At 68.4% G+C, this 3,294-nt stretch carries 3 protein-coding genes; all 3 read left to right on the forward strand.

Annotated features, from left to right (window positions below):
* The first annotated feature begins 37 nt into the window (after nucleotides 1-37).
* The 3 genes from ABDW21_RS12820 (at nucleotide 38) to ABDW21_RS12830 (ending at nucleotide 3,039) form a co-directional block, all read left to right on the forward strand.
* Nucleotides 38-2,407 (forward strand): CoA transferase, encoded by a 2,370-nt coding sequence (locus ABDW21_RS12820; RefSeq protein ID WP_343710523.1) that lies wholly within the window; start codon nucleotides 38-40, stop codon nucleotides 2,405-2,407.
* An 84-nt stretch (nucleotides 2,408-2,491) separates the two neighbouring features.
* Entirely contained in the window at nucleotides 2,492-2,761 is a 270-nt protein-coding gene (locus ABDW21_RS12825) for a type II toxin-antitoxin system Phd/YefM family antitoxin (protein WP_343601697.1), read from the forward strand.
* Nucleotides 2,758-3,039, forward strand: coding sequence for a type II toxin-antitoxin system RelE/ParE family toxin (locus ABDW21_RS12830; protein ID WP_343710524.1), 282 nt, complete (start codon nucleotides 2,758-2,760; stop codon nucleotides 3,037-3,039). The genes ABDW21_RS12825 and ABDW21_RS12830 overlap by 4 nt, the downstream gene beginning before the upstream one ends.
* The last annotated feature ends 255 nt before the right edge of the window (nucleotides 3,040-3,294 follow it).

The following is a 3,294-nucleotide window of genomic DNA, read 5'->3' on the forward strand; positions in this document are numbered from 1 at the left end:
CATCTGGCAATCTTAACAGTAATGGCACAATAGCCAGGTGAGCGACAGCCGGCCGACGCCCCTGCGCGACGTGAGGGTGATCGAGATCAGCGATCGGGTGGCCGGGGCCTACTGTGGCAAGCTGCTGGTCGACGCCGGTGCGGACGTTCGGAAGATCGAACCGCCGCAAGGCGATCCGCTGCGGCGATTCAGCGCCACCGGCTGCTTGCTGCCGGACGGCACCGACTCGCCGCTGTTCGGCTACCTCAACGCCGGCAAACACAGCCTGACCTGCCGGCCGTCGGACGAACGCTACCGTGCCGAGCTCGCCGGCGCCGACATCGTCGTGGTGACCGCACGACGCCGACAGGCCGTCGAGCTGGGCATCGATCCATTGCTGTTGCCCGAACATGTTGTGCTGGTGACGATTTCGGATTTCGGCTGGACCGGGCCGCACGCCGAACGTGCCGCCAGCGAGTTCACTTTGCAGGCCTGGGCCGGGTTGACCGGTTTTCGCGGCGAGCCGGCCGGGCCGCCGATCTCGATCGGCGGCGGCCTGGGGGAGTACATGAGCGGGGCGTTCGCCGCGTTCGGTGCGCTGGCGGTGCGCCGCCGGGTCGAGCACGGCGGACCGGGTGAGCATCTGGACCTGTCGATGCTGGAGGCGATGACGCTGATGCAGAGCGGCGAGTGGCTGCATTCGCAGCTGCTGCGCATGCCGCCGGTGAGCCGAACTGTCGAGGTGCCGTCGATAGAGCCGGCCAAGGACGGCTACGTCGGGATCACGATGGTCACCGGCCAGCAGTGGCTCGACTTCATCGCGATGGTCGACTGCCCCGAACTGGCCGAGATCCCGCAACTGCAGTTCCAGATCGGCCGTTGGGAGTACCGGGACGTCATCCGCGAACGGATCGGCCCCTGGCTGGCCGAACGCACGGTCGACGAGATCGTCGAGCTCGGCGGCCTGTTCCGGCTGCCGATCGCGGCGCTGGGCAACGGGTCGACGATCCGGGACATGGCCTACATGCGTGAGCGGGGCGTGTTCGTGCGCAACCCGGCCGGCTTCCATCAGCCCCGCAGCCCCTGGCTGATGTCGCGCTGCCGGCCCGCCGCGGTGCGAACGGCACCCGCGCTCGGCCAGGACAATGACGAGCCGGCCTGGGAACCAAGGGAATCCGCGGCGACGGCGACGGAAGGGCGGCTGCCGCTCGACGGTGTGCGCGTCATCGACCTGACCGCATTCTGGGCGGGACCGGCCGCCACCCACCTGCTCGCGGCGTTCGGCGCCGACGTCATCAAGATCGAGTCGATCCAGCGGCCGGACGGCATCCGGTATTCCGGCGGTATGCGCACCGACGTCGACGACTGGTGGGAGTACTCCTGGGTGTTTCATGCCGTCAACGCCAACAAGCGGTCGGTCACCCTCGACTTGGGTTCCGGCGAAGGCCGGCGGCTGTTCACCGGGCTGGTCGCCGGCGCCGACGTGGTGATCGAGAACTTCACCCCGCGGGTCATGGACAACTTCGGCCTCACCGCGGACGCGCTGCTGGCCGTCAACCCCAGGCTGGTTGTCGCCCGGATGCCGGCGTTTGGGCTGGACGGGCCGTGGCGCGACCGGGTCGGCTTCGCGCCCACTATGGAACAGATCGCCGGCCTGGCGTGGGTGACCGGATTGCCCGACGGCCCGCCCGTCGCGCCCAGGGGACCCGCTGACCCGCTGGCCGGCATCCACGCCGCCGTCGCGGTGCTGGCGGCGCTGCAGTTTGCCGAGCGCACCGGGACGGGCCAGCTCGTCGAGTTGCCGATGATCGAAGCGGTGCTCAACGCCGCCGCGGTGGCGCCGATCGAGGCCGAGGTCTTCGGGGTGACGCTGCACCGCCGGGGCAACCGCGGCCACGGCGTGGCCGTCCAGAACCTCTACCGCTGCGCCGGTGCCGACGACTGGCTGGCTGTGACGGTGGGCACCGACGAGCAGTGGCGGGCGCTGGTCGACCTGATGGGCCGACCGCCGTGGAGCGCCGACGAGCATCTGGCCACTGTCGCCGGACGACACCGGCGCGCCGACGACGTCGACCGGCGGCTGGCCGAGTGGTTCGCCACCCGGGACCTGTATGCGGCCGTGGAAAGCCTTGCCGGCGCCGGTATTCCGGCTGCGCCGGTGGTGTCGCCGTCGCTGGTGACCGAGAACCGGCAGCTGGGCGCGCGCGGATTCTTCGAGCCCCTTGACCATCCGCGCACCGGTGTTGGCCAGTACCCGCGGCCGCCGTTCGCCCCGTTACGCGGCATGCGCGGGTGGCTGCAGCGCACCCCCCCGACCCTGGGCGAGCACAACGCCGAGATACTGCGCGAGCTATGCGGGCTGACCGACGCAGACCTTGTGCGCTTGGCGTCCGCCGGAGTGATCGGGACACGCCCCAAGGGAGTGTGACGCAGCTACAACGGCGCAACGCAGGCAACCGATAGGCTAAATAACTAGCCAGACAGCAGTCAGATTACAGGCTATATTGTCGCAATGAGGACCGTCCCGCTTACCGAAGCCAAAGACAAGCTTTCTGCGCTGGTCGACGAGGCCGACACGACGCACGAGATCATCCGCATCACCCGGCACGGCCGTGCCGCCGCCGTCCTTATGTCGGCCGACGACTTGGACTCGTTGCACGAAACACTGCATGCCCTGCGGACTCCCGGCCTGACGACCGAGCTCGCCGAAGCCGACACCGCGTACGCCGCCGGCACAACGGTCAGCGGCGAAGAATTGCGCCGCCGCTACGGCCTACCGTGACCGACGACCGCCGCGCATGGTCCGTACAACTATCACCCGGTGCCATCAGAGCGCTCGACGAGCTGCCCCCCAAGGTTGCCACCGCCGTCGTCGAATTCATCACTGGCACCTTGCCCACCAACCCACGCCAGATTTCAAAACCGCTCCGTTACGAGCTATCTGGATGGCACGTCGCGCGGCGCGGTGACTACCGCGTCACCTTCCGAATCCTCGACGACGACCACGTTGTGCTGATCGGCCGTATCGAGCACCGCGCCCATGTGTACCGCCGGCGATAATTGTGCACGGTCGACTCGCAAACGCGAGGAGCAGTCGAGGTGCGTGATTGTGGACGAAACCTCATGCGAGAGTGTCCGATTCTGCGAATAATCGGCACCGAGGATCTTCGGACCAGGGGATTTCGACACGGTCCGAAGCGCCGCCGTCGACGAGTGCCCCCAACGCTGCGCGGCGGATCAGCGGCTCCCGGGGTGCCTCCAACAAGCCGCGGGCCCGGCAGGTCAGCGCGATCGGCCAGAGATGCCAAAAAATCG

The sequence above is a fragment of the Mycobacterium sp. genome (genome assembly GCF_039583805.1).
GTDB lineage: Bacteria > Actinomycetota > Actinomycetes > Mycobacteriales > Mycobacteriaceae > Mycobacterium.

Excerpts from the sequence above, each read along its gene's own strand:
- ABDW21_RS12825 (WP_343601697.1), top strand. The coding sequence starts at position 2,492 with ATGAGGACCGTCCCGCTTACCGAAGCCAAAGACAAGCTTTCTGCGCTG.